This window comes from Devosia sp. Z6_126 (assembly GCF_058133495.1).
The window spans coordinates 1,236,913-1,261,407 of record NZ_JBYUNO010000001.1 but is presented as its reverse complement, the minus strand read 5'-3'; the positions used below and the strand labels follow the sequence as shown (position 1 = coordinate 1,261,407).

At 65.1% G+C, this 24,495-nt stretch carries 28 protein-coding genes; 13 read left to right on the top strand and 15 right to left on the bottom strand.

Annotated elements, in window-relative coordinates; genetic code table 11:
• Positions 1-63: 63 nt before the first annotated feature.
• The gene (locus AC3YOG_RS06155) at positions 64-474 is read right to left on the bottom strand and encodes a response regulator (protein ID WP_127754672.1); all 411 of its coding nucleotides are present in this window, start codon (positions 472-474) and stop codon (positions 64-66) included.
• Complete coding sequence (locus tag AC3YOG_RS06150) at positions 474-1,340, bottom strand: zinc-ribbon domain-containing protein (protein ID WP_489934457.1); 867 nt, start codon at positions 1,338-1,340, stop codon at positions 474-476. Before AC3YOG_RS06150 ends, AC3YOG_RS06155 begins: the two co-directional genes overlap by 1 nt.
• 229 nt (positions 1,341-1,569) lie before the next feature.
• Between AC3YOG_RS06150 and ftsE the strand changes: the two genes are divergently transcribed.
• From ftsE to AC3YOG_RS06130, 4 genes are all read left to right on the top strand, one after another.
• Positions 1,570-2,232, top strand: a complete 663-nt coding sequence (ftsE, locus tag AC3YOG_RS06145; protein WP_127754674.1) for a cell division ATP-binding protein FtsE — start codon at positions 1,570-1,572, stop codon at positions 2,230-2,232.
• A complete protein-coding gene (locus AC3YOG_RS06140) occupies positions 2,225-3,160 on the top strand; it encodes a cell division protein FtsX (protein WP_127754675.1) in 936 nt (311 codons plus the stop codon). Before ftsE ends, AC3YOG_RS06140 begins: the two co-directional genes overlap by 8 nt.
• A 64-nt stretch (positions 3,161-3,224) precedes the next feature.
• The gene (locus AC3YOG_RS06135; protein WP_127754676.1) at positions 3,225-4,031 is read left to right on the top strand and encodes a lysophospholipid acyltransferase family protein; all 807 of its coding nucleotides are present in this window, start codon (positions 3,225-3,227) and stop codon (positions 4,029-4,031) included.
• Positions 4,032-4,157: 126 nt separating this feature from the next.
• A complete protein-coding gene (locus tag AC3YOG_RS06130; RefSeq protein WP_127754677.1) occupies positions 4,158-4,502 on the top strand; it encodes a hypothetical protein in 345 nt (114 codons plus the stop codon).
• On the opposite strand, the gene AC3YOG_RS06125 is transcribed toward AC3YOG_RS06130, so the two are convergent.
• Positions 4,499-5,050 (bottom strand): gamma-glutamylcyclotransferase, encoded by a 552-nt coding sequence (locus AC3YOG_RS06125; RefSeq protein WP_248307141.1) that lies wholly within the window; start codon positions 5,048-5,050, stop codon positions 4,499-4,501. The genes AC3YOG_RS06130 and AC3YOG_RS06125 overlap by 4 nt on opposite strands.
• Before the next feature lie 101 nt (positions 5,051-5,151).
• Here AC3YOG_RS06125 and AC3YOG_RS06120 point away from each other — a divergent pair, with 101 nt between their 5' ends.
• Positions 5,152-6,123: a DUF2125 domain-containing protein gene (locus tag AC3YOG_RS06120; RefSeq protein ID WP_489934456.1), complete on the top strand. Its 972-nt coding sequence runs from the start codon at positions 5,152-5,154 to the stop codon at positions 6,121-6,123.
• On the opposite strand, the gene AC3YOG_RS06115 is transcribed toward AC3YOG_RS06120, so the two are convergent.
• The 3 genes from AC3YOG_RS06115 to AC3YOG_RS06105 form a co-directional block, all read right to left on the bottom strand.
• Positions 6,124-7,071 carry a prephenate/arogenate dehydrogenase family protein gene (locus tag AC3YOG_RS06115; protein WP_489934455.1) on the bottom strand — a complete coding sequence of 316 codons (948 nt, stop codon included), beginning with the start codon at positions 7,069-7,071 and terminating at the stop codon, positions 6,124-6,126. It abuts the gene before it with no gap.
• Positions 7,068-8,159, bottom strand: a complete 1,092-nt coding sequence (gene hisC, locus AC3YOG_RS06110; RefSeq protein ID WP_489934454.1) for a histidinol-phosphate transaminase — start codon at positions 8,157-8,159, stop codon at positions 7,068-7,070. The genes AC3YOG_RS06115 and hisC overlap by 4 nt, the downstream gene beginning before the upstream one ends.
• Positions 8,160-8,247: 88 nt before the next feature.
• Entirely contained in the window at positions 8,248-8,979 is a 732-nt protein-coding gene (locus tag AC3YOG_RS06105; protein ID WP_127754682.1) for a class I SAM-dependent methyltransferase, read from the bottom strand.
• Positions 8,980-9,079: 100 nt separating this feature from the next.
• Between AC3YOG_RS06105 and gloB the strand changes: the two genes are divergently transcribed.
• Entirely contained in the window at positions 9,080-9,847 is a 768-nt protein-coding gene (gloB, locus tag AC3YOG_RS06100) for a hydroxyacylglutathione hydrolase (RefSeq protein WP_489934453.1), read from the top strand.
• A gap of 144 nt (positions 9,848-9,991) precedes the next feature.
• Positions 9,992-10,261, top strand: a complete 270-nt coding sequence (locus tag AC3YOG_RS06095) for a hypothetical protein (RefSeq protein ID WP_172125548.1) — start codon at positions 9,992-9,994, stop codon at positions 10,259-10,261.
• Positions 10,262-10,301: 40 nt separating this feature from the next.
• Here the strand turns inward: AC3YOG_RS06095 and fumC are convergent, their stop codons facing one another.
• The 5 genes from fumC to AC3YOG_RS06070 form a co-directional block, all read right to left on the bottom strand.
• A complete protein-coding gene (gene fumC, locus AC3YOG_RS06090; protein WP_127754685.1) occupies positions 10,302-11,702 on the bottom strand; it encodes a class II fumarate hydratase in 1,401 nt (466 codons plus the stop codon).
• A 122-nt stretch (positions 11,703-11,824) separates the two neighbouring features.
• Positions 11,825-12,004, bottom strand: coding sequence for a 50S ribosomal protein L32 (gene rpmF / locus AC3YOG_RS06085; RefSeq protein ID WP_127754686.1), 180 nt, complete (start codon positions 12,002-12,004; stop codon positions 11,825-11,827).
• Positions 12,005-12,147: 143 nt separating this feature from the next.
• Complete coding sequence (locus AC3YOG_RS06080) at positions 12,148-12,828, bottom strand: transglycosylase domain-containing protein (RefSeq protein ID WP_489934452.1); 681 nt, start codon at positions 12,826-12,828, stop codon at positions 12,148-12,150.
• A gap of 93 nt (positions 12,829-12,921) precedes the next feature.
• Entirely contained in the window at positions 12,922-13,866 is a 945-nt protein-coding gene (locus AC3YOG_RS06075) for a cupin-like domain-containing protein (RefSeq protein ID WP_489934451.1), read from the bottom strand.
• Positions 13,863-15,065 carry a GNAT family N-acetyltransferase gene (locus AC3YOG_RS06070; RefSeq protein WP_489934450.1) on the bottom strand — a complete coding sequence of 401 codons (1,203 nt, stop codon included), beginning with the start codon at positions 15,063-15,065 and terminating at the stop codon, positions 13,863-13,865. The genes AC3YOG_RS06075 and AC3YOG_RS06070 overlap by 4 nt, the downstream gene beginning before the upstream one ends.
• A gap of 311 nt (positions 15,066-15,376) precedes the next feature.
• Between AC3YOG_RS06070 and dapF the strand changes: the two genes are divergently transcribed.
• From dapF to AC3YOG_RS06050, 4 genes are all read left to right on the top strand, one after another.
• Positions 15,377-16,228, top strand: a complete 852-nt coding sequence (dapF, locus tag AC3YOG_RS06065) for a diaminopimelate epimerase (RefSeq protein ID WP_489934560.1) — start codon at positions 15,377-15,379, stop codon at positions 16,226-16,228.
• On the top strand, positions 16,228-17,493 hold the full coding sequence (gene mtaB / locus AC3YOG_RS06060) for a tRNA (N(6)-L-threonylcarbamoyladenosine(37)-C(2))-methylthiotransferase MtaB (RefSeq protein ID WP_489934449.1): 1,266 nt from the start codon (positions 16,228-16,230) through the stop codon (positions 17,491-17,493). The genes dapF and mtaB overlap by 1 nt, the downstream gene beginning before the upstream one ends.
• Positions 17,494-17,577: 84 nt before the next feature.
• Entirely contained in the window at positions 17,578-18,852 is a 1,275-nt protein-coding gene (ftsY, locus tag AC3YOG_RS06055; protein ID WP_489934448.1) for a signal recognition particle-docking protein FtsY, read from the top strand.
• Between the two features lie 105 nt (positions 18,853-18,957).
• Complete coding sequence (locus AC3YOG_RS06050; RefSeq protein WP_489934447.1) at positions 18,958-19,575, top strand: septation protein A; 618 nt, start codon at positions 18,958-18,960, stop codon at positions 19,573-19,575.
• Positions 19,576-19,966: 391 nt separating this feature from the next.
• Here AC3YOG_RS06050 and AC3YOG_RS06045 read toward each other — a convergent pair whose 3' ends face one another.
• Genes AC3YOG_RS06045 through tsaD form a run of 4 tightly spaced genes read right to left on the bottom strand, consistent with a single transcriptional unit; the run spans position 19,967 to position 22,734 of the window.
• Complete coding sequence (locus AC3YOG_RS06045; RefSeq protein ID WP_489934446.1) at positions 19,967-20,401, bottom strand: EVE domain-containing protein; 435 nt, start codon at positions 20,399-20,401, stop codon at positions 19,967-19,969.
• A 4-nt stretch (positions 20,402-20,405) separates the two neighbouring features.
• Positions 20,406-20,699, bottom strand: a complete 294-nt coding sequence (locus AC3YOG_RS06040) for a YciI family protein (protein WP_489934445.1) — start codon at positions 20,697-20,699, stop codon at positions 20,406-20,408.
• 3 nt (positions 20,700-20,702) lie between these two features.
• Positions 20,703-21,689: an NAD(P)H-dependent glycerol-3-phosphate dehydrogenase gene (locus AC3YOG_RS06035; RefSeq protein WP_489934444.1), complete on the bottom strand. Its 987-nt coding sequence runs from the start codon at positions 21,687-21,689 to the stop codon at positions 20,703-20,705.
• Entirely contained in the window at positions 21,679-22,734 is a 1,056-nt protein-coding gene (gene tsaD, locus AC3YOG_RS06030) for a tRNA (adenosine(37)-N6)-threonylcarbamoyltransferase complex transferase subunit TsaD (protein WP_489934559.1), read from the bottom strand. The genes AC3YOG_RS06035 and tsaD overlap by 11 nt, the downstream gene beginning before the upstream one ends.
• Before the next feature lie 78 nt (positions 22,735-22,812).
• Between tsaD and hemC the strand changes: the two genes are divergently transcribed.
• Both hemC and AC3YOG_RS06020 read left to right on the top strand, forming a co-directional pair.
• On the top strand, positions 22,813-23,754 hold the full coding sequence (gene hemC, locus AC3YOG_RS06025) for a hydroxymethylbilane synthase (protein WP_489889690.1): 942 nt from the start codon (positions 22,813-22,815) through the stop codon (positions 23,752-23,754).
• The gene (locus tag AC3YOG_RS06020) at positions 23,751-24,485 is read left to right on the top strand and encodes a uroporphyrinogen-III synthase (RefSeq protein WP_164854905.1); all 735 of its coding nucleotides are present in this window, start codon (positions 23,751-23,753) and stop codon (positions 24,483-24,485) included. The genes hemC and AC3YOG_RS06020 overlap by 4 nt, the downstream gene beginning before the upstream one ends.
• Positions 24,486-24,495 lie beyond the last annotated feature (10 nt).

Genomic DNA, 24,495 nt, shown 5'->3' with positions numbered 1-24,495 from the left:
TGGCGGGATGGAGCCTGTCTAAACCACGAATGCAGCGCGCGAAAGGGCCCGCCTGCCTTGCCGCTAGCCCACGATCCCGCGGCGGGCGATGCTGACCACTTCCACCGGCTTGCCCGCCAGCGCGTCATCGACCTTGGCCAACAGATCGGCCAGCGAAAACGGCTTGGTAATCACGTCATAGATCAGCGCGTCGAGCCCATGGGCCCGTTCGCGCTGATCGGCAAAGCCGGTCATCAAGACGATAATGACCTGCGGATATTGCGCGGCCACCTGCAGCGCCAGCGCGATCCCGTCCATGATCGGCATCTTGATGTCGGACAAAAGGAGGTCGAACCGCCCCCCTTCTTCTTCCATGGTCTCGATCGCCAAACCCCCGTCTTCGGCCGCGACCACGTCATGCCCCTTGATCTCGAGGGCACTAACCACAAAAGCGCGCACCGAAGGATCGTCTTCAGCAACCAGGATTCGGGCCATCAATGCTGCTCCACTTCATGTGCCGGCGCGGCGGCTGCGGCCGGCTCGGGGGCCGCCGCCCCCGGGCGCGCATCGTCGCCATCGGCCCGGCCGCTGGCAAAGCTCAGCCGGACGCGCTCCGCTTCTGCCGGCGGCACGGTTAACAAGGTTTCCACCAGCGTTTGCTCGCCAGCCTTGAGCATGGGCGCATTTGCCGCCACGCTCCACTCATAAATGCCCGCGCCCGCCCCATTCAGCAGGGTAACCACCAAAGGCGGAACCGGGACCGCGCGATCGCTGGTGCCGGCAATCTGGGCTGAAACCAGCAACACTTCCTTGCCCCCTTGCAGGGTGCGCAGGGTTTTGACCTCACCAAAATCGAGACCAACCACATTCACCGGCAGCCCGGCGGCGCTATAAACCCCGGCGAGCGACGGATAGCGCTTGACGATTTCGACGCGCCCCCAAACGGCAAACACCGCCAGCCCTGCCAGCGTCAGCACGCCCAGCACCCGCACCGCGCGGCGCAGCCTGGCCAGTGGCAATTGCGCGTTGACCGCACTTTGCCGCTGGGTGAAATCGCGCTGCCTTTGCCGGATCACGGCGGGATCCACCGCGCCCGCCGGCTCCGACCCCGGCCACTTCCGCCGCTTGGCGCCAGCGGGCATGGGGCTCGCCTCGCGCTCTTCGGCTTCTATGGCCTCGTCGAGCCCGTCTTCGGTCAGGGGGTCGATCGCCACCGGTTCGGGCTCGGGGGAGGGTCCCTGGAGCGGCACCTGCCGCCAGGCCTGCTGGCACTGGGCGCACTGCACCTTGCGGCCTGTCGAGCCAATGGCCTCGTAGGTCACCTGGTATTTGGTCTGGCAATGGGGACAGGTGATGATCATGCGGCCGTGATTCTACGGGCAGGACGCCCGCCCCCAACCTAGAAGACGGGGGTTAAGAACCCTCAAACCTTCCACAGGCCCGCCTACCTTCACATTTGCGCCGCTTTCCTGCCGGCAAAACCCTCCTCGTCTGCGCCATCATCGGGTTAGCCCTGTTATGGTGCGCTAACAGCTGATTCGGCGCGCGCGCCAAAGCCACAGCATTTTTGAACGGTGGGAGCCTGCCGACTTGATCGAGTTTTCCGATGTTGGACTGCGCTACGGCAATGGTCCGGAAATCCTCAAGGACCTCACCTTTTCCATCGAGCCGGGCTCGTTCCATTTCCTGACCGGCCCTTCGGGCGCGGGCAAGACCTCGTTGCTGCGCCTGCTGCTGTTGTCGCTCAAGCCCTCGCGTGGCCGCGTTACCATGTTCGATCAGGACGTGTCAGACTTGACGCAGGATCGCCTGCTGCAGATGCGCCGCCATATCGGCATCGTCTTTCAGGAGTTCCGCCTGCTCGACCACCTCACCACCTATGAAAATGTCGCGCTCCCCCTGCGCGTCCTGGGTCAGGCCGAAAGCGAATACCGGCCCAATGTCACCGAACTGCTGGAATGGGTGGGCCTGGGCGAGCGCATGGACGCGCCCCCCTCGCTCCTCTCGGGTGGTGAAAAGCAGCGCGCCGCCATTGCCCGCGCCGTGATCGCCCGCCCCAAGGTCCTCCTCGCCGACGAGCCCACCGGCAATGTCGATCCCGAGCTCTCGAGCCGGCTGGTGCACCTGTTTGCCGAGCTCAACCGCACCCTTGGTACCACCATTATCCTGGCGACCCACGAACTGCCCCTGCTCGACCAGTTCCCTTATCCCCGCATGCTGCTCTCCAAGGGTGAGTTGGTGATCCATGATTGAGCGCGTCCTGGCCTTCCTGCCCCGCCGCGTTCGTGTCGGTGCCGCCCCCATTGTGCCCGAACGCAGCGTCGCCGGCCGCACGCTGCTGCTCCTCATCACCATCATGAGCTTTTTGTCCGCCGTCACCCTTGGTGGCGTGGTGCTGGTGCAAAAATCGGCCATCGCCTGGTCATCCGATGTGGGCCGCGAAGTCACCATCCAGATCCGCCCGGTTGAGGGCGAGGTGATGGAAAGCAATCTGCGCACCGCCGTATCCCTCGCCCAGGCGACGCCCGGCGTATCCAGCGCCCGCGCCCTTACGCTTGAGGAAAGCCAGAAGCTGCTCGAGCCTTGGCTCGGCGCCGGCCTTGACCTGACCGCCATCGAAGTGCCGCGCCTCGTTGTCGTGCAACTGGCCGACCCCGTCGATGCCGATGTCGAAAAGCTCGCCCGCGACTTGCAGGCGATCAAGGGCGCGAGCCTTGATACCCATGCTGCCTGGCGCCAGCAGCTCAACACCATGGCCGGCACGATCGTTTTTTCGGGCCTGATGATCCTGACGCTGATCGGCGTTGCCACCGTGCTCGCCATCATCTTTGCCACCCGCGGCGCCATGGCAACCAATCGCGAAATCGTCGATGTGCTCCATTATATTGGCGCCTCCAACCGTTTCATCGCCGGCGAATTCCAGGGGCGCTTCTTGTCCATTGGCCTGCAGGGCGGCCTTTTGGGTGCCGTCGCCGCGGTGCTGTTTTTCCTGCTGATCGGCACCGCGGCGGGCAATATGATGTCCAACCAGGCCAGCGCTCAGTTCGGCGTCCTGTTCGGGCGCTTTGCCCTGGGCTGGGACGGCATCATCTTCATCATGCTCGTCGTGCCCGTTATTGCCGCGCTGACCGCGGTCACTTCGCGCCACACAGTGCGGCGCTATCTGAGCCAAACCTCCTGATCCCCGCTGCCGCTGCCTAGCGCAGCGGCCGGGATGGACTAGGGGCAATGGAGGCCCCTTTCGCATGGTTATCATCCAGGCACTTCGTTCGGCGCTGTTCTACCTGCTGTTTATTGGGCAAACCGTCCTCGTCGCCATCAGCATCGGCACCATCGCGCTGTTCAACGGGCTCAAGCGCACACCCGCTGGCTGGGCGCTCGCCAAATATTGGTGCCGCTCCAATCTCGCCATGCTGCGCTGGATCGTCGGGGTCAGAACCGAGGTCACGGGCGCCGAACACATTCCGGCCGGCGGCTGCATCATCGCCGCCAAGCACCAGAGCGACTGGGATGTGTTTGCCATTTTCCCCTACACCGGCCGGCCCGCTTATATCGTCAAGAAGGAGCTGATGCGTATCCCCTTCTTCGGTTGGGCCGCCCGCTCGCTCGATTGCATCGAAGTGGATCGCAAGCGCGGTGCCGAAGCCATCCCCTTGATGATGGCACAGGCTCACGCCGCTGTCGGCCGCGGCTGCCGCATCGTCATCTTCCCCGAAGGCACGCGCCGCGCTCCCCTCGATCCCGCGCAATATCGCCAGGGCGTCGTACGGCTCTACAACGAGCTCAAGGTTCCGGTGGTACCCGTGGCACTCAATTCGGGCCTGTTCTGGCCGCGCAACAGCTTCCTGATCTGGCCCGGCACTGCCCAGGCCCGTTTTCTGCCGCCCATTGAAGCGGGACTACCGCCCGCTGAATTCATGGAGCGACTCAAAATAGCCATCGAGACCGATTCAGATGAACTGATTCTCACGGCGGTCGATCAAGGACTGTCCCGTCCGATCGATCCAGAACTGCGCCGCCGCGTCAATGCGCGCAAACCGGAAAAATCCTGAGAGAACCCCAGATATGGGGCCTTTCAGCGTGACAGGACTATATCTAGAACCGATGTTGCGAGAGCATTGACTTGACTAAAGTTTTGTTCTAATTTTGTTCTTGTCGCAGCTAAGGACATCGTCCACATGGCCCCGTCCGCCGAAATCACTGTTCTGGGTGCAGGCTTTGGCCGCGCCACCTACTGGCAAGGCCGCTCGGGCCGGGTTTACGACCTGCTGAGCGAAAATCTCGAGCATTTTTCGGTGGCCGACGACGACCTGTTTTTGGTCGCCAAGGGCGGTCACGCCCTTTGGGTTGGCTCCAGCGAAGACCTCGTCAATGACCCCATGAGCCGCACGCGGTTCCGCCTCGCGCTCGATTGTGCCGATCGCGCCTTCCGCGTGCGCAGCTCGGGCGCCGCAAATGAACGGCTCAGCACGGTTTGGGACCTCGAAGGCGCCGCTCCGCTCCAGACCCGGTCGGCCGCTTAACTCTGCTCCGGCGCGTCCTCGCGCGCCAACAATTCGGCCAGCGCCATCACCTGCCGGTCCTTGATCCCCAGTTCCGCCAGATGCCGGGCAGTATTGAGCACGTAATCGATATTGCGCCCGGATATTCCTGAACTGCGCCGTACCATTTCGAGCTGCCGCTCCAGTGGCAGCCTGCCGGCATATTGCGCATGCCGCTCATCCACCACAAATGCCAGCGCCTGCACCACGCGCCCATCCTCGAGCCGCACCGGCCGGAACACGTCGCGATAAACGCTGGTGACCTGCTCGCGCTCATGCAAATAGGCGCGCACACCGGCCCAGTCCGCCTGCGCTACCTCAAACACCATGCCCCGGCACGAACCACCCCTAGCCAGCCCGAACACCAGGCCGGGCTGCTCGGGCGTGCCGCGATGGTGAAAGGAATAGATCGAGAGCGCCCGATGCGCGCCGCCCAACAGCCCACCCTGGCTGGACACGAACGGAAAGCCCGGGTTCCAGATCAGCGAGCCATAGCCAAAAACCCATTGGGTCGGGGAAGCATTGTCCATGCCCATCCGATTGCACGCGCCTTGCGGCGCAGTCAACGCCCCTCGCGCAAAACCGAGAACTTCGCTTGGGCCTTTACCGGACCGGAGCTAGAAAGGCTCCTATGAGCAAACGAATCAAAATTCTCCTGGTGGTCGTGGTCGCCGTTCTCCTGATCTGGAGCGTCGCCTGGTACATCATTGCCGGCCAGGTGCGCACCCAGGTCGCCGCCCTCGCCCAGGCCGATGGGGTCACCAACCCCCGCGTCGTTTGCGAAAACCTCAACGTCACCGGCTACCCGTTCCGGTTCGACGTGGATTGCAGCCCCGCCCGCATCACGATCGAGGATGTGAGCGCCGATATCGCCGGCATTCGCGCCAGTGTCCTCGTTTATCGCCCCACCCATGTCCTGGCCTCCGCGTTGGGGCCCCTTAGCGTCAGCGATGCCTTTACCGGCTCGCGCAATGCGCTGGATTGGTCTGGCCTCGAAGCGAGCCTGCGGCTCGATGACTGGCGCATTTCGCGCCTTTCGGTCTCCGCCCATGACCTGGTCTGGACCAATCCCCTCATGGGTGAAGCGCCGGTCGCCACCGCCACGCTGAGCGAACTGCACTTGCTCGACATTCCCGAGCAGCACGATGCCGATCGCCACCTGGCGTCGCTCGCCGGTTATGCCCGCACGCAGAACCTGGTTTACCCCGCCCTCACCCTCACCGACACCAACAGCGAAATCCAGCTGGAGCTGACGGGCCTGCCCGATGATGTCCGGATCTGGAACGATCCGCTGCTCTTGCGCACCATGCAAGCGGTGGACGCAACCTTGCGCATCGTGTCGGCCCGCGCCACTGACGGCGCCTCGACCCTGACCGCGGAAGGGGAAATCCAGCTCGATCCGCAGGGCCAGCTAGAAGGCCAGATCAGCATCAATTCCACTGGTGTCGCCGAACGGGTCGGCCCCTATCTGCAGGAGCCCATCCGCACCCTCGTCCTCGGCACCCCGGCGGCCGATGGCAGCCACACCAATATTCTCAGTTTCCGTGCCGGCGGCGTGTTCTCGGGCCTGATACCGATCGGGGCCGTGCCGCCCCTCTTCTGATCAGGCCTTCTCGTCGCCCTCTGCCGCTGGCGGCGCCTCATGGGGCCGCCCGAAATCGGGCGCAGCCGTTTCCTGCCCTGCCGAAATGATCGAGCGCCGGATGGCGCGGGTGCGCGTGAACATGGCTTCGAGCGCCGGCCCATCCCCGGTGCGCACCGCCCGCTGCAACACAGCCAAATCCTCGAGAAAGCGCCCCAGCATTTCCAGGACGCCATCGCGATTGGTCAAGAACACGTCGCGCCACATCACCGGATCGGAGGCGGCAATGCGGGTGAAGTCGCGGAAACCGGACGCCGAGAACTTGATCACTTCCGATTTGGTATCGGCCTCGAGGTCAGCAACGGTGCCCACGATATTGTAGGCGATGAGATGCGGCACGTGGCTGGTGATCGCCAGCACCATGTCATGATGCGCCGCATCCATGCACTCGACCTGGCTGCCCATGGCGCGCCAGAATGCCGAGAGTTTTTCCACCGCGGCCGGGTCCACTTCGGGCCCCGGCGTCAATACGCACCAGCGCCCGGCAAAGAGCTCGGGGAACCCCGCCGAGGGGCCGGAATGCTCGGTGCCGGCAATCGGGTGCCCCGGGATCAGCTGCACCCCTTCGGGCAAGAGGGGCTGGAGCACCTTGACCACATGTTCCTTGACCGAGCCCACATCGGAAAGAATAGCGCCAGGCGCCAGCGAAGGCGCAATCGCCTCCATCACGCTCTTATAGGCACCTACAGGGGTGCAGAGGATCACGAGATCGGCGTCGCGCACCGCTTCGGCGGGGTCGAGCGTATAGCTGTCGCCCAGACCGAGCGCTTCGGCTTCCGCCAGGGTGTCGGGCTTGCGGGTGGAAATGGCGATGTGATCGACCAGCCCGTGCCGCCGCGCCGCCAAGGCGATGGACGAACCGATGAGGCCAATGCCGATCAGGGCGAGTTTCTTGCACTTCACGCTCATTGCGCCGCTCCCGATTTTAGCACTTCGGCCACGTCGCGCATCGCCTGCTCCGAACCAATGGAAATGCGCAGGCCATTCTCGATGCCATAGGAGGCGCCGACCTCGCGCACGATATAGCCTGCCGCCGCCAGCCGCTCGAAACCGCTGGCCGCTTCGGCCGGCGTTTCGAACAGCACGAGGATGAAATTGGCCTGGCTCGGCACCACCCGCATGGCATTGCCGGCCAGTTGGGCGCTGAGCCACTCGCGCCACTGGGCATTGTGCTCGCGCAGCCGCTGGGTGAATTCCACGTCGCGCGTTGCCGCCGCCGCCGCCACCTGCCCCGGCAGGTTCACATTGAACGGCCCGCGAATGCGGTTGATCGCGTCAATCACATGCTCGGGCCCCACCATCCAGCCGACCCGCACGGCCGCCAGCCCCATCTTGGAGAAGGTGCGCACCATCACGACATTTTCGTGCGCCGCCACCAGATCCAGCCCGACCGAATAATCCGCGGCCGTCACATATTCCGCATAGGCGCTGTCGATCACGAGCAGGATGTCGGGGCGCAGGCCGGCATGCAGGCGCGCCACCTCGGCCGAATTGAGATAGGTCCCGGTGGGATTGTTGGGATTGGCCAGCCAGACGATCTTGGTGCGAGGCGTAACGGCCGCGAGGATCGCGTCCACATCGGCGCGGTACTCGGGCTCGTCCACCAGCACGATCCGCGCCCCCGCGGCCCGGGTGATGATGGGATAAACCGAAAAGCCATAGCGGTTCATCACCGCCTCGTCGCCCTCACCCAGATAGATTTGCGCCAGCAGATGCAGCAGATCGTCCGAGCCATTACCGCACACAATGCGCGCGGGATCGATGCCATGCACCTCCCCCAGCGCTTCGCGCAACAAGCGCGACGAGCCCTCGGGATAGATCTCGGGATGGCTCACCGCCTCGCGCAGCGCTTCAACCGCCTTGGGGCTCGCGCCCAGCGGCGATTCATTGGCGGAAAGTTTGATGGCCTTGCTGCCCGGCGCGCCGGATTTTCCCGGCAGATAAGGCGCAATCTCGAGAATGCCGGCTTGCGGCGTGGGACGGATGGGATCGGGCATGATTTCGTCTTGGCTGAATTGCGCCGGACCATATGCGCTCGGGCCCCAAAGGCAAAGGGGGCATTGCACCCCAGGCCGAACCTGCCCGCTATTGCGCGCGGGCCGTGGCGGGATTGAGCACCGGCACCTTGACGAAGCGCTCCTCGCGCTTGCGCCGCGGCACGGCGGGAAAGGCTTCCTTGCGCGCCCGCACGCAGATCACCCCCGACATTGCGGGTCCCAACAGCCGTCCCGCCCCCTCGAAGAACCGGGTGGATTTGAGCACCAGCGAGGATTGAATGGGCGGCAAGAACAGCCCGTCGCGCCACGCTTCAGGCACGAAGCTGTGGTCGCGCAGCAGTTTTTCCAGCTGGCTGCCGGAATAGGGATTGCCCGTGCCGAACGGGGTGGTGTCACGCTGCGCCCAGATCCCCCGCCGCCGCGGCACAACCAGGATCAATTCCCCATTGGGCGCGGTGATGCGCCAGAGCTCGCGCATCAGCTCTTCGGCATCGGCAATATGCTCGAGCGCATGCACGGCAATGGTCAGATCGATCGCCGCATCGGTCAGCGGCATTTCCAGCGGATCGCACAGCACCGTGCAGCTCGGCCCTTCGCGCGGCCAGGCCGAAGCCCCCTGCCGCGCCGGCATGAAGGCCAGCACGCGCTCGGCCCGCTCCAGCGCAAAGCGCAGATAGGGGGTAGCAAACCCCAGCCCCAGCACCCGCTTGCGCTCGACCTGCCCCGCCAGCGCAACGACATGTTCGCGCACCAGCGTCCGCGAAATGCGGCCAAGCGGGGATTTATAATATTCGATCAGGCGCACAACATCGCTGGTCATGGGCCCAACTGTGCCAAACCCCGGTGGACTTGTCTAATCGGAGGTTGCCTTCCCCCGCCGGGCTTCCTAGCTAAGGGCACCAGCAACAAGGAGCGGCACCATGGGTTTGATTGTCGAGGTATTTCCGGCACGCGACGACAATTACGGCTATCTGGCCCATGACACGGCGACCGGCCGCACTGCCGCCATCGATGCGCCCGAGGCCGGCCCGATCAAGATGGCGCTCGCCCGCCGCGGCTGGACCTTGTCGGATATCTTCATCACCCACCACCATATCGACCATGTGGAAGCCATTCCGGAACTCAAATCCGAGTTCAACGCCCGCGTCGTTGGTCCGCGCGCCGAAGCGGGCAAGATCGAAGGGCTCGACGAGCTGGTCGAAGCCGGCGACACGGTAACGCTTGGCGAAACCCGGTTCGACGTTTACGCCGCGCCCGGCCATACGCTCGGGCATATCGTCTTCCACGATGCCAAGAACGGTCACCTGTTCAGCGGTGATGCACTCTTCTCGCTGGGCGTCGGGCGCATGTTCGAAGGCACGCCCGGGCCGATGTGGGAAGGCGTCAAGGCGCTGCGCGACCTGCCCGCCGACACCCTCGTTTATTGCGGCCATGAATATACCGCCAGCAATGCCCGCTTCGCCCTCTCGATCGATCCGGACAACGAAGCGCTCAAGGCACGGGCCGCCGAAGTGACGCGCTTGCGCGAAGCGGGCCTGCCCACCATCCCCTCGCGCCTGGGCGAAGAGCGCCTCGCCAATCCGTTCCTGCGCGCCGACGAGCCGGTGCTCGCGCGCTTTTATGGGCTCGAAGGCGCCAGCCCCGGCGAAGTCTTTGCGGCCATCCGCAAGGGCAAGGACAACTTCTAAACGGCCCTGGACTTAACCAAGCCGAGGAAAACCTCAGCTCGCGTGTTAAGAATTTGTTTACCTCTGCGCCGGGCTCTGCGACTTTATTGCCGCAGGGTCGTTGTCCTTCTTGAGAAGAGGACGATCCCAAGCGGGAGGCGCGCAATGGCACTGGGCGAGGACAGCGAGAGCACTTTCGAGATTGCCCCGGGCATGCCGGTCCTGATCGGCCCGCCCGCGCCCCGGCCCTCGCTCGAGCGCACCGCCACCACTGCCGCCTTTGTCAGCCAGCTCCTCGCCGAACGGCACCATCTGCCGCCTCAGCGCTCGCGCCGGCGCGGCTCGGTGGAAGGCGCGCTCCACGCCTATGCCGACAGCGCCCGCATGGCCGTGCGCCGCTTGCCCCAGGGCTACCGCAAGACCCTCGTGGTTTGAAAAAAGCTGCGGGGCCCCGCAGGGCCCCGAACCATTTTCCTTACTTCTTGAGCTGGATCGGCCCGACCATGCTTTCGGGCTTCACTTCCGCGTCGAACTCTTCGGGCGTCAGCAGCCCCAACGACACCGCCGACTCCTTGAGGGTCGTGCCGGTCTTGTGCGCGTTCTTGGCGATCTTGGCGGCATTGTCATAGCCGATCTTGCGGTTGAGCGCGGTCACCAGCATCAGCGAATTGTTGAGATGCTCGTTGATGCGCTTGCGATCGGGCTCGATGCCGATGGCGCAATTGTCGTTGAACGAGCGCGCCGCATCGGCCAGCAGCCGCACCGACTGCAGGAAATTGTAGGCGATCACGGGCTTGAACACATTGAGCTCGAAATTGCCCTGCGAGGCGGCAAAGCCGATCGCCGCGTCATTGCCCATCACCTGCACCGCCACCATGGTCATGGCTTCCGACTGCGTGGGGTTGACCTTGCCCGGCATGATCGAGGAGCCCGGCTCGTTTTCGGGAATGGTCAGCTCCCCAAGGCCCGAACGGGGGCCGGAAGCCAGCCAGCGCACGTCATTGGCGACCTTCATCAGTGCCGCCGCCAGCTGCTTGAGCGCGCCCGAGGTGCCCACAAAGGCGTCGTGCCCGGCCATCACGGCATATTTGTTGGGGGCGGTGACAAAGGGCTGCCCCGTCAGGGACGCGATCTCGCCCGCGACTGTTTCGGCATATTCGGGATGGGCATTGAGCCCGGTGCCCACGGCCGTGCCGCCTAGTGCCAGCTCATAGAGCTGGGGGAGCGTCGCGCGGATGGCCTTGAGCGCGAGGTCGATCTGGGCGACCCAGCCGCTCATTTCCTGCCCCAGCGTCAGGGGTGTGGCATCCTGCAGATGGGTGCGGCCGATCTTGACCACATCCATGAATTCTTCCGACTTCGACGCCAGCGTGTTGCGCAGCACTTCCACCCGCGGGAACAGATAGTTCTCCAGCGCCTCGACCGCCGCGATATGCATGGCCGTCGGATAGGTGTCGTTGCTCGACTGGCTCATATTGACATGGTCATTGGGGTGCACCGGCTTTTTGGAGCCCATGGTCCCACCCGCCAGCTCGATGCCGCGATTGGAGATCACCTCGTTGACATTCATGTTGCTCTGCGTGCCCGAGCCGGTCTGCCACACCACCAGCGGGAAGTGCTCGTCGAGCTTGCCCGCGATCACCTCGTCCGCGGCCGCGACGATCAGGTCGCGCGTTGCCTCGTCGAGGAGCCCGAGCTTGTGGTTGGCCAGTGCCGCGGCCTTTTTGAGAATGCCAAAGGCGACTACGATCTCCTTGGGCATCTTTTCCCCGCCAATATCGAAATTGGCGAGGCTTCGGGCCGTCTGCGCGCCGTAATACTTGTCGCCGGGCACATTGATGGTGCCCATGGAATCCGATTCAACGCGCATGCTCATTGGGAAAACTCCGATGGTCCTTGGTGCCGCCTTCGCGGCCACTGCAAACGAAAAACGGCCGATTCCCGGAGGAATCGGCCGCAAAAACTCTCAGACAAGCCAGCGCAAGGCGCCGCTCGCCGTTACTTCTTGACGTCGAGGATCTGCCGGCCGCGATACATGCCGGTCTTGAGATCAACGTGGTGCGGACGGCGCAGCTCACCCGAGTCCTTGTCTTCGACATAGGCGGGTGCGGCCAGCGCATCGGCCGAACGGCGGAAGCCACGCTTCATCGGCGAGGTCTTTCGTTTTGGCACTGCCATGGCAAAAACTCCAATATTCGATATCGTTGCGCCGCCAGAAGCGGCCCAGAGACGTGTTGCTCTCTGCGGGATTGACGGGCTCTATAAAGCAAGTCCGCGGGCTTGCCTAGCCTTTTTCGCAAGCCCGCTGGCGCATTCCGCGCTCACAGCGCCAGCTGCCCGTCCTCCCCCACACAGGCCGCCCGCTCGCCAAATTGTTGCGCCCGCTGCTGCACGATCCCGGCAATGCGCACCATGCCCCGAGAGGGCTTGCCGGGCTGGCGCAGCATGGGGTTGGGCAGGGCGGCCGCCAGCAGTGTCGCCGTGCGCCAATCAAGGTTCTGCGGTGCCCGGCCAAAGGCGCGCTCCGCTCCCGCCGCCACCCCGAACTGCCCTTCGGGCCCCCATTCGGCAATATTGAGATAAATTTCCATGATCCGCTTTTTGGGCAGGACCAGGTCGAGATACAGCGCCAGCGGAATTTCCAGCACTTTGCGCACTGGGTCGGGGTCGTTCCATAAAAACAGGTTCCGCGCCACCTGCATGGACAGGGTGGACGCGCCCCGCGCCGGCTTGCCGTCAAGGAAATTGTCGACTTCGGCCCGCAGCGCGCTCACATCCACGCCCAAGTGCCGGCAGAACTGCCCGTCTTCCGACAGGATCACCGCGGCCTTGAGCCGGTCCGAGATATCGTCGATCGGCCGCCATTGCCGCACCACCGGTCGCCCGGTGAGATAACGCTCCAGCATCGGCACCGATACGGGATCGATGAACCGATAGACCGGCGTCAGCAGCAGCGGAATAGCCACGAGCACGGCGAGCGCCGCGCCTCCCAAGCGCAGCACTCGCCGCCAGCCTTTTGCTTTGCGCGCACTTGCCATAGACCCTGCCTTACCCAAGACAGGGCCGTGGGCAAAGCCTTTGCGGCCGGGGCGCGGCTATTTGGCCTTCTGCGCCTTGCCGGCGCGGTAGTAGTAATTGGCGTCCTTGCCGAGCACCACCGAGCGCACCAGCTTGCGAATGGCCTCGCTCTTGCGGAAGGGCGACACCACCGCATTGACCGTGCCGAACACCGCCAGCTTGGCGGCATCGAGCGCCGGCTGCTTGCCGGGCGCCTGTTGCGGCAGGCCGCGGCCACGCAGCATGGAATTGAATATGTAAAGATCGTTGCGGCGCTTCACCGCCGCGGTCTTCCAGGTGATTGCCACCGAAATGGAATAGCTGTCCTTGGTGCGCACCCAGTGCGGCCAGAGATAGGGCACGAACACCCCTTCGCCGGGCTTGAGCGCATTGAGCATTTCCTTGCTTACGAACCGCTCCTCGAATTTGAGATTGCGGTGCTTGGTAATGCAATGCTCGATCTGGTCCTCGCTCGCAATGGAGCGATCCTCGTTGTCGTAGACGGCAAATTCCTTGTCGCCATGGATCTGCACAAAGAAATTGTCTTCGCTGTCGAGATGGAAGGGCGTCGTTGAATTGGGCGAGGACACGAACAAGAAGCCCTGGATGTCGGAAAATCCGGCATCGGCAAGGCTCTTGTGCCCCTGCGCTGATGCCACCGACATCAGCGCATCTTCGAGCAGCGCCTTATAGGTGGGGTGATGCTCGATGCGCTTGAGCACCATCCAGGCACCGGCGGTTTCGATCTGGCTGATCACCTCTTCGGGGTCGAGTTCCACCAGCGGGGTGGTGGACGGATCCTGGCTCACCGCCGCCTTGCCCGAATTATATTCGATCCGGTCGCGCGGCAGCGCTTTGACGAGTTCAAGGATCGCCGGCAGCGTCAGCCGCGGATCGCCCACAAGGCCATGGGTGATGCGAAAGGGCTTCAGCGGAAACAGCGATTGGAAGGCAGAGTTAGGCGCAGTCAAAAGGCTGGTCATAAGCGTTTTTCCTTGCGGTTTCGAAGAGACAACAGAAGCGATTTGGCCCGCTCGCGGGCGCGACGCCGCGCTTTGATGAGCCGGACAATGGCAGCGGCCACGGGATCGCCCGCGCGGGTCGGGATCAGCAGGTCGCCCACGGCCAGCCGCTCGCGCCAGATATGGTCGATCATCGGGTGCCCGGCGGCGGCGGTGGAGTCGACAAAACTGATCTCGGGGTTCTCGGCAAAGCGCCGCGTCATCTCGAGCGTCAGCTGCACGCCCGGGGACACCCGCCCCATGCTTTCGTCATAAGCAATCTTGAAAAACAGCGCCTGGCCCGCGCCCTTGAGCACCAGCCCTGCCGCGATCGTGCGTCCATCGAGCTGCAGTTCCGCCACTTCAAAGCCACCGCGCGCACCCATATCCAGCGCCGCCAGTTCGACAAAGCGCGCATCGCCCTGCGCTTGCGCGAGGCCGGTGCCCTGCTTGCCCTTCCAGCCGCTGGCTTCAAGCGCAAGAAAGCGCTGCACCGCCGGGGCAATGGTGTCGGGCCGGTCGGCAACGGTGAACGCTACCGCGCCTTCATCGTCCAGCCGGTGGCGCAACCGGCGCATTTCCTTGAGCCGCTTGGCCCCCATGCCGCCGCGCAGATAGCTCTCGACGTCGCCCGTCGATGCATAGGCGGCGCGCTCATGGGCATTGTCGACCTCAGCCGGCGCAATGCCCCGCCGCGCCAAGGCCTCGGCGATCGCGTCCGCCGTCGCTCCTTGCAGCCGGGCAAAAGGCAACACCAGCAGATGGGCGCCCGCCCCTGCCGCACCATCGATCAGCGCCCCGGCGGCTTCCACCGCCCGCTCAGGATCAAGCAGCGGGCTCGACAAAACTGTATAGGGTTGCCGGGCCACCAGCGCCGGCACCGGTAGGCGCAGCGCCGCCCAGGCGCTCACCACCGGCAGGAAAGCCAGCATACGCCCCTGGCTGGCGCCATCAAACGCCACCAGCGCATCATTGCCCCGCCCGTTCCAGGCATGGCGCGATGCCGCCTGGGCAAAACCAGGATCGAAAAATCCATTGGGCTCAAGGCTGCGGCCGCCAAGCGCCTCCCAGGGCGCGCGCGGCACCTGCGCCACCGGCAGGCGAAGCACATGCTGGGCATGGCTGTGCCGCCGGGCACCGGCGCGCGTGAGCAGTTGGGGCGCCATTGCTCGCCCGCTCACTCCAGCTCTCCCTGGCAGTTAACCATCGCGCCTGCTCACCATCCGCCAAACGGCTTAGTTCCGACGCCCGCCTTTTATCGCAAAAGGGTGAGCGTGACGCGCTTTGGCTGCTTGCTTGGTTAAGCCGATCTTGCGGTAAACCCTTTTAAATTCAATCTTAATTGTAATAATCGGCCCTCAGGCCACCTCCATTGCCCGCCCTGGTCCAGACATGGCGCCGCACTGGCAATTTGCCGCCCGATCCGCCATATAGGGCCCTGCAACAACACTGGGCAGCGAGGCCGAACGTGGACGGCGTGCCGTTTTGGAAAATGAATGGGCTGGGCAACCAGATCATCGTGGCCGATTTGCGCGGCCGCGCCGGCCGCATCACGCCCGAAGCGGCCATTGCCATCAACGCCACGCCCGGCACTCGCTTTGATCAGATCATGGCCCTCCATGATCCCCGCATCCCCGGCACCGCGGCGCTGGTCGACATCATCAATTCCGATGGCTCGCGCGCCCAGGCCTGCGGCAACGGCATGCGCTGCGTCGTCCAGGCGCTCTCCGCCCAGACCGGCACCACGAGTTTCGTGTTCGAAACCGTCGCGGGCCTCCTCACCGGCGACGAACATCCCGATGGCTCGATCACCGTCGATATGGGCACACCCAAGCTCGCCTGGTACGAAATCCCCTTGGCCGAGGAATTTGCCGATACCCGCAAGATCGAGCTGCAGATCGGGCCCATCGATGCGCCCGTACTCCATTCTCCTTCGGTCGCGTCCATGGGCAATCCGCATGCGACCTTCTGGGTGCACACCGATGTCTGGGGCTTTGCGCTTGATCGCTTCGGACCCATGCTCGAAAACCACCCCATCTTCCCTGAGCGCTGCAATATCTCCATTGCCCAGGTCCTCGCGCCCGATCGCATCGTGCTGCGCACCTGGGAGCGCGGCGCTGGGTTGACCGAGGCCTGCGGCACCGCCGCCTGCGCTGCCGTGGTCAACGGCGCCCGCACCCGCCGCACCGCCCGCAAGGCGACCGTCAGCCTGCCCGGCGGCGATCTCGTCATCGAATGGCGTGGGGACGATCATGTGGTGCTGACCGGCCCTGCCGAAACTGAATGGGCCGGCACCCTCGATCCCGCCACCGGCGCCTGGACGCGCAGCGAGGCCGCCGCCTGATGGCAGTTCAAACCCTGACATTTGGCTGTCGCCTCAACGCCTTTGAAGCCGAGGTGATGAAGACCGAAGCCCAAAAGGCCGGGCTCGACAATGCCGTGATCGTCAACACCTGCGCCGTCACCGCCGAAGCTGTCCGCCAGGCCAAGCAGGCCGTGCGCAAGGCGCGGCGCGACAATCCCGAGGCGCGGATCATTGTCACCGGCTGCGCCGCCCAGACCGAAGCGCGCTCGTTTGGCGACATGCCCGAGGTCGATCTCGTAATCGGCAATGCCGACAAGCTCGAGGCCAAAAGCTACGCGCCCATGGTCTTTGGCACCCCGCTCAACGACAAGGTCCAGGTCAACGACATCATGAGCGTGCGGGAAACCGCGGGCCATCTGATCGAGGGCATGGATGGGCGCGCTCGCGCCTTCGTGCAGGTCCAGAACGGGTGCGACCACCGCTGCACCTTTTGCATCATTCCTTTTGGCCGCGGCCCTTCCCGTTCAGTTCCCATGGGCCTCGTCGTCGATCAGTGTAAAAAACTCGTCGCCAATGGCTACAAGGAAGTGGTGCTGACCGGGGTCGACATCACCTCCTATGGCGGCGACCTGCCCGGCACCCCGACCCTCGGCAAGCTGGCCCAGGCCATTTTGCGCCATGTGCCCGACCTGCCGCGCCTGCGCATTTCCTCCATCGATTCCATCGAGGCCGATGAGGCACTTTATGACGTGGTCGCGGGCGATCGCCGCCTGATGCCCCATCTGCATCTGTCGCTGCAGTCGGGCGACGACATGATCCTCAAGCGCATGAAGCGCCGCCACAGCCGCGCCGATGCGCTCGCCATCGTCGACAAGCTGCGCAGCCTGCGCCCCGACATGGTGTTTGGCGCTGATATCATCGCGGGCTTCCCCACCGAAGACGACGCCATGTTCGCCAATACGTTGGCCATCGTGGCCGAGGCGGGGCTGACTTATCTCCACGTCTTTCCCTATTCCCCGCGCCCCGGCACCCCTGCCGCGCGCATGCCCCAGGTGAGCAAAGCCGTGGCGCGCGAACGCGCGGCCCTCCTGCGCGCCGCCGGCGATCGGCAATGGGCCGCGCTCGCCGCAGCGCGGGTCGGCCAGATCGAGCATGTGCTGGTCGAGCGCGATGGTCTCGGGCGCACCGAGCAGTTCATGCCCGTCGCCGTCCCTGGCACGCAACCCGGCGACCTGCTCGCCGTTCGCATCACGGGCACCACGCCCGAAGGTCTGGTTGGCGAGGCGCTGCAGGCCGCCGCCTGAGTGCCCGACGCACTCGCCTGCCCCCGCATCCTGCGCCTGTCGCAGCATGCTGCCGCACAAGAAAAAGCTTGAGGAGCAACAACAATGGCACAAGAAAAACCCGGCTTCTTCAAGCGCCTGTGGGGCGAAATCATCGGCGAGGAACCCAAGCCTGCCCCCGCCGAGCCCATCCCCGCGCCGCCCGAAGCCCTGCCCGAGGACGCTGAACCCACGCCCGAGCCCGAACTCGAGGCCCCAGCACCCGAGCCGGTGCCGCCGACGCCCGAGCCCGAGCCCGACACCACCGCACCTGACGAGCTGCTCCCCGGCCCGCCCGAAACTACCCCCGCCTATGTGGAGGAGCTCGAGGAGGAAGCCGAAGCCGCCACCGCCGCCCATCTGGCCGAAGGCGTGCCCGAAGCCGTTCCCGTCATACCCGCGCCCGCCACCGCCGAGCCCGTGCGCCTGGGCTGGTTCCAGCGCCTCTCCACCGGCCTCAAGCGCTCCTCGGACCAGCTCACCACTTCCATCACCGGCGTCTTCACCAAGCGCCGGCTCGATGCGGCCACGCTCGATGAATTGGAAGACGTGCTGATCCAGGCCGATCTGGGCATCGACACCGCCACCGCCATCACCGACACCCTGCGCCGCGACCGCTTCAACCGCGAGGTCAGCGGCGATGATGTGCGCGCCGTGCTCGCCGCCGAAGTGGAAAAAGTGCTCGCCCCTGTCGCCGTGCCCCTCCACATCGATCCCACCCACAAGCCCTTTGTGGTGCTGATGGTGGGCGTCAACGGCTCGGGCAAGACCACGACCATCGGCAAGCTGGCGCAAAAGTGGACGAGCGAAGGCCGCTCCGTGCTCCTGGCCGCGGGCGACACCTTCCGCGCCGCCGCCATCGAGCAGCTCCAGGTTTGGGGCCAGCGCACCGGCTCGCCCGTCGTGTCGCGCCCCGCAGGCTCGGACGCCTCGGGTCTCGCCTTTGATGCGGTCACGCAAGCCAAGGCTGAAGGGCGCGACATCCTCATCATCGATACCGCCGGGCGCCTGCAGAACCGCGACGAGCTGATGAACGAGCTCGAAAAGATCATCCGCGTCATCAAGAAGGTCGATCCCACCGCCCCGCACGCCACGCTCCTGACGCTCGATGCCACCACCGGCCAGAACGCCCTCAAACAGGCCGAGATCTTTGGCACCCGCGCCGGCGTCACCGGCATCGTCATGACCAAGCTCGACGGCACCGCCCGCGGCGGCATTCTCGTCGCCATCGCCAGGCGCTTCGGCCTGCCCGTCCACTTCATCGGCGTAGGCGAGGGGGTCGACGATCTCGAGCCCTTTGCCGCCACCGATTTCGCGCGCGCCATCGCGGGCCGGGAATAATCCGGCCCTCAGCCTAATTATCACCATGCTTAGGTCCTAGTGATCCCTTGCCGTTTCGGGCAACTCACCCCAGACTGCTGCGCAAGTAACAAGAGTTATGCAACAATGCCCAACCAAGCCGAACCCGAGATCGCCTGGGACGAACTTCGGCCTCAGATCATCAAGCTCGGTCTCGAACTGGGGCCGCTGGTCGTTTTCTTTATCGTCAACAGCCGCGCCGATATCTTTGCCGCGACGGCCTGGTTCATGGGAGCCATGGTCGTTTCGCTCCTTGCCTCCTGGCTGATCCTGCGCAAGATCGCGGTCATGCCACTGGTCACGGGCGTGGTCGTCTTGGTGTTTGGCGGCCTGACGCTCTGGCTGCAGGACGAAACCTTCATCAAGATGAAGCCCACCATCACCAATGGCCTGTTCGCCGCGGTGCTGCTGGGCGGCCTCCTCTTTGGCCAATCGCTGCTGAAATACGTCTTTGGCGACGTCTACAAGCTGCGCCCCGAAGGCTGGAGCAAGCTGACCCTCAACTGGGGCCTGTTCTTCCTCGTCCTTGCCGTCATCAACGAAGTGCTCTGGCGCAATTTCTCCACCGACTTCTGGGTCACCTTTAAGGTCTGGGGCGTGATGCCACTGACTGTGCTGTTCTCCCTCAGCCAGCTCAGCCTCCTCAACAAATACGCCCCCTCGAGCGAGCCCACCCATGTCCCCCCGGTGGTCGTCGAAACCTAGTTTTGGTCACTTGGCCTCTGTGACACGGCCTGGGGCCAAGCGCACCGGGCGCAAGGTCCCGGCCCTCCCTCCCCCTTGAGGGGCTTCGAGCCGTCCGCGAAGGCGGCGGAGCGCTCCAGTGGAGCGCTCCGAGGTGAGAAGGCCATGAGAGCTATGCTCGAATGGCCAAGGGGTGGGGGTCCATCAGCCCACCCACAAGCCTATCCAAACACCCGATTGTCACCCCGGCCCCAAGCCGGGGCCCATCCCAAGATTTTTCCGCGCGCCGCCAGCAGTGCGAACCTGCCGCCTCAGCGCTCCCAAAAGCTTAGCAATAATCCCGCGGCTCCGCCTCCCCTCCCCCTTGAGGGGCGGGTGTGCAGGCCCACCCGCGCGCGTGATGGCTGAAAAACTACAACCCACCCATCCGGCAGATCAGCTCCCATTCCTCGGGCCGCACCTTTGACACCGACAGCCGCGACAGCTTCAGCAGCTCGATCTCTTCCAGCTCGGGCGTCTGCTTGATCGTCGCCAGCGTCACCGGCCGCGGCAGCGGCTTGACCGCTTCCACGTCCACGCACTCCCACACCACTTCGCCCTTGGCATTGAGCTCGGCCGTATCGTCGGGATGGGCGAGCGCGATCACCCGGATGATCCCCACGATCTCCTTGCCGATATTGGAGTGGTAGAAAAACGCCTCGTCCCCGATCTGCATCGCCCGCATATTGTTGCGCGCCGCATAATTGCGCACGCCATGCCAGGCTTCGGGCTCGCCGCGCGCGGTCTTGGCCATCATGTCCCCAAACGAGAACACGTTGGGCTCCGATTTCATCAGCCAATAGGCCACCGGGTCAGGCCTTGGGCGACATATGGTCGAACGCCACGCGCCAGGGCTTAATCTCGTAGCTGCCGAAAATCCCCGCCTTGATGAAAGGGTCGGCCATGAACATCGCCGTAGCAGCCTCGAGGCTTTCCGCTTCCACCACCATCAGCGAGCCCTCAGGCTGGCCGGCGTCATCGAGCAGGGCGCCGGCGAGCCGCAGCGTTTGCCCAAGGCTTTCCAGATGCTCGAGATGCACCGGGCGCGTCGCGAGCCGCTGCTCCATCGTGCCGGGCTTATCCTTGGCGATCATGGCGTAAAGCATAGTTTAGTCCTCTCGTTTGAGCGGCCGGGACATCAGGCCCGCCACCACATCTTCAATTCCGGCGTGTTGATTGAGCACCTGGTCCACGGCATCCACCAGCGGTGCATCGACGCCCAGCCGGCGCGCCAGCGCTGCCGCGACGGGCGTCGTGGCCACCCCTTCGGCCAGCTTGGCGCCCGCCCCCATGATTTCGGCGACCGTGCGTCCCTGCCCCAGGGCAATGCCAAACAGGTAATTGCGCGATTGCGGCGAGGTGCAGGTCAGGCACAGATCGCCCAATCCCGCCAAGCCGGTCAGCGTGCGGGTTGAGCCGCCCATGCCCACCACCAGCCGCGACATTTCGGCGTAAGCGCGCGCGATCAGCGCCGAACGCGCCGACAACCCAAGCCCCGCGCCCTCGACGGCGCCACAAGCCAGCGCATAAATGTTCTTGAGCGCGCCCGCCACCTCAACCCCGATCCGGTCATCGGCCGCATAGGGGCGAAAATGCGGGCCGGCCAGCGCTGCGGCCAGCGCCGAGCTGTCCCCCGCATCATCCCCCGCCAGCGTCACCGCGGTCGGGCGCCCCGCCGCCACATCGGCAGCAAAGCTGGGGCCGGAGAGCACGAAGGGCACCGCCTCGGGCGCCACATCGGCCAAAATCTCGCTTTGCCGCTGCAGGCTCCCCGCTTCCAGCCCTTTTGCACTCAGCACCACCGGCTTGCCCGCGAGCAGCGCGGGATCGAGCCCGCGCAAGGCCGCGCGCGTCGCCTGCGCCGGCACAGCCATGATCACAAAGTCCGCCGGCTCGGCCCTCATGACTGCCCGCAATCCGGGCAGCAGCACCTGCTCGCCCAGGTAACGCCCGTTGGTGTGGGCGCTGTTGATTTCCTCGGCCTGCGCCGCGTCCCGCACGAGGAGCGTCACGCCACGCCCGGCCATGCCAGCGGCCTGCGCCAGGGCCGTGCCCCAGGCACCACCGCCGACCACCAGGGCTGTTTCAAGCCGCATCGGGCGTCACCTTCATGTCGGGCAGATCCAGCGGCCAGCGCGGACGCGCTACCGCATCAAGCCCGTCGCGCACGCCCAGCGCAAACCGCTCGGCCCCGGCCCAGGCCACCATCGCTCCATTATCGGTGCAAAGCGCAATAGGCGGCACCACCAGCTGCGCCCCCACCTTGCGGCACACCGCGTCCAGCGCCGCGGCAATGCTGCGATTGGCCGCCACGCCCCCCGCCACCACCAGCACCGGCGGGGCACTCGGCAACTCGGCCGCGAACCGCTCCAGCGCCTGTCCCGCCCGCACTGCGACCACCTCGGCTACCGCGGCCTGAAAGCTCGCGGCAATGTCGGCCACATCCTGGTCGCTCAGCGGCGCCAGCGCTTCGGCCTGCAGCCGCACCGCCGTTTTAAGCCCGGAAAAGGAAAAATCGAGCCGCGCTTCGCGCAGCAGCGGCCGGGGAAAGCGGAACCGCTTGGGATCGCCCGCGAGAGCAGTCTTTTCCACCGCCGGCCCGCCGGGATGACCAAGGCTGAGGAGCTTCGCCACCTTGTCGAAGGCCTCCCCCAGTGCATCGTCGATGGTCGTGCCCCAGCGTTCGTAATCGCCCACGCCGCGCACCAGCACGAACTGGCTGTGCCCGCCGGACACGAGCAGCATCAGATAAGGAAACTGCACCCCATTGGTCAGCCGCGCCGTCAGCGCATGGGCTTCGAGGTGATTGACCGCCAAGAAAGGCTTGCCCAGCGCGGCGGCCAGCGCCTTGCCGGTGGTCAGCCCCACCAGCACGCCCCCGATCAGGCCCGGCCCGGCCGTTGCCGCAATGGCATCCACCTCATCGAGCGCTATTCCCGCCTCGCGGCAGGCCTGCGCAATGATGTGGTCGAGATAGGTCACATGCGCCCGCGCCGCCAGTTCGGGCACGACCCCGCCAAAGGCTGCATGTTCATCCAGTTGCGAGCGCACGACATTGGAACGAATGACGCCCTTGCCGGATTGCTCGCGCACAACCACGGCTGCGGCGGTTTCGTCGCAGCTGGTCTCTATGCCCAATATGGTCGCTTGCGCTTGCCCGGTCACGTTGAACTGGTCTACTCCCTCGGGAGCTTCTGCCTACTATAGGACGCCAAGAAATTGCAATCGTCCCAGTTCTTCCTCCGGATCGGTACCCGCGGCTCCCCGCTGGCGCTCACCCAGGCGCGTCTGGTGCGCAGCCGGCTGTGCGCGCTGCACCATATTCCCGAGGAGGAGATCGCCATCGAAGTCATCTCCACCGCCGGTGACCGCACCCAAGCCACCAATCGCAGCCTGCTCGATATCGGTGGCAAGGGGCTTTTTACCAAGGAGATCGACGACGCCATGCTCGATGGCCGCGTCGATATCGGCGTGCATTCCTCCAAGGATGTGGCGACGCGCCTGCCCCCGGGCATCCGCATCGCCGCCTTCCTCGAGCGCGAGGATGTGCGCGACGCCTTCATCTCGGTCCATTATGCCGGCATCGATGCCCTGCCCGAAGGCGCCAAATTCGGCACCTCCTCCATTCGCCGCGCCGCCCAGGTGCTGCGCCAGCGTCCCGATCTCGACATTGTCCCCTTCCGCGGCAATGTCGGCACCCGGCTCGAAAAGCTCACCAATGGCATCGCCGATGCCACCATGCTGGCCCTTGCCGGTCTCAATCGCCTGGGCGAAACCCATCGCGCCACCGCGCTGCTTGACCCCGATATCTACATGCCCGCCCCCGCCCAGGGCGCCATTGGCGTTGCCGTGCGCAGCGACGATGCGCGCGCGGCCGAGCTCGTTGCCCCACTGGATCACCTCACCACCCACCGCGCAGTCGAGGCCGAACGCGCCATGCTCGCCGTGCTCGATGGCTCCTGCCGCACGCCTGTTGGCGCGCGCACCGTCTGGGATGGGACCACCTTGACCCTCAAGGGCCAGATCCTCAGCCTTGATGGCGCCATGGCCTTTGACAGCGCCGCCACCGGCACCGATACGGCCGAGCTTGGCCGCGCCGTGGGCGAAGACCTGGTGGGCCAGGCCGGCACCGAATGGCTCGCGCAATGGGCGCGCTCATGACCACCATGCTCGTCACCCGCCCCGAGCCCGATGCGCAGTCCACCCTGCTGCGGCTCGAAGCCCTCGGCATAACCGGGCTCGTCGCGCCGCTGATGACTCGGCTGACCCTTGATTCCAGCCTGCCGCCCCAGGATGGCTTTGCCGCCATGGCCGTCACCTCGGCCAATGCCCTGCGCGCCCTCGACGATCGGGGTGCCCTCGAGCATTATATCCACCTGCCCGTCTTTGCCGTGGGCGACCGCACCGCCTGGGAGGCCCGCCAGATGGGCTGCACCGACGTGGTCAGTGCCGATGGCACCGCAACCGAGCTGGTTAATGCCCTGGTGCGCGCCCGCCTCGATGGCCCGGTGTTTTATCCCGCCGGCAAGCATATGAGCCACGACCTCGGCAAGTCCCTGGCCCCGTTCGGGCTCATGGTGGTGACCACCCGCGTTTATGACATGGTCGCGGTGGATGCCCTGCCCGAGCCGGTGATCAGGCAGCTTGCCGATGGCAGCATCGATGCGACGCTGCTTTATTCCCGGCGCACCGCCGAAATCTTCGTTGAGCTGCTCGAAGGCAAGCTCGACCACAAGGAGCGCAGCGCCTCCACCATGCTGTGTCTTTCGGAAGCCGTGGCCGAGCCCTTGATCTCGGCCCATTTCAACCGCATCGGGCTGGCTGATCATCCGAGTGAAGAAGCCATGATGGCCCTGGCCCTGGCTTTCACCCGCGAGCAAACTGCGCCATGATCGGACAACC